This is a genomic window from Acinetobacter legionensis (genome assembly GCF_048552295.1).
Classification (GTDB): Bacteria; Pseudomonadota; Gammaproteobacteria; order Pseudomonadales; family Moraxellaceae; genus Acinetobacter.
This window is the reverse complement of record NZ_JBIMCW010000069.1, coordinates 1-1,090: the sequence shown is the minus strand read 5'-3', so window position 1 is coordinate 1,090 and position 1,090 is coordinate 1. Positions and strand designations below refer to the sequence as shown.

At 38.7% G+C, this 1,090-nt stretch carries 1 protein-coding gene; it reads left to right on the top strand.

Going from position 1 to position 1,090, the window contains the following annotated elements; genetic code table 11:
* Positions 1-1,029 (top strand): IS3 family transposase gene (locus ACG916_RS21475; RefSeq protein WP_419368219.1). Its coding sequence is split into 2 segments (ribosomal slippage), with 1,030 coding nucleotides annotated over them: positions 1-149 and positions 149-1,029; the frame shifts between segments, so codons are not numbered across the junction. This gene is flagged as partial in the annotation.
* Between the last annotated feature and the right edge of the window lie 61 nt (positions 1,030-1,090).

Below are 1,090 nucleotides of genomic sequence, written 5' to 3'. Positions count from 1 at the left end.
TGATGTTCATCAAAACCAAATTATCGACTGGAAAAATCAACTGATTTCAGCTTCCTCGCAAGCTTTCGATCAATCAAAAGCTCCAACAGAACCACCCATCGATCTAAAAAAACTACATGCAAAAATCGGTGAGCAGGCATTAGAAATTGATTTTTTAGAAGGTGTGTTGAAGAAACTGGGCCGCTTCAACCACAAAAGTTAATCGATGACTCACTTCAGATTTCAGTATCTAAGCAAGCTCAGCTGCTGAAAGTCTCCCGTGGTTGTTATTACTATCGCCCAAAACCTGTGAGTGCATCAGATCTGAAGCTAATGCGGTGTATGGATGAGTTACATATGCAATACCCTTTTGCAGGTAGCCGGATGATGCGTGATTTGTTGAATCGTCAAGGACATCATATAGGACGACGTCATACACGTACTTTAATGAAGAAAATGGGCATTAATGCGTTATATTGCAAACCAAATTTAAGCCAGGCTAATCAAGCTCACCGCAAATATCCATATCTGCTCAAAGGATTGGCTATTCAGCGCAGTAATCAAGTGTGGTCTACGGATATAACGTATATCCCTATGGCAAAAGGCTTTGTTTATTTATGTGCTGTGATTGATTGGCATAGCCGCAAGGTACTTGCGCATAGAGTATCGATTAGTATGGAGGTTACATTTTGCATAGAAACATTAAATGAAGCTATTGAAAAATATGGTCGACCTGAAATATTTAATACAGACCAAGGCAGTCAGTTTACCAGTGATGCATTTATTGATGTATTGAAATCAAATGGCATTCAAATCAGTATGGATGGTAAAGGTCGATGGGTTGATAATGTGATGGTTGAACGATTATGGCGGAGCGTTAAATATGAAGAGGTGTATCTCAAAGCCTACAGCAATGTTTTGGATGCGAAGAAGCAATTAAACGCATATTTTGAATTTTATAATTTGAAACGACCTCATTCGAGTCTGGACAAAATGACTCCAGATGAGTTTTACTATGACCAGCTACCACAACAAAATAAGGTAGCTTAACTAGAGCAGAGTATCACTTATAAATAAGCTTTTAGTTGTTCAAACATGTGGGACCACCTCT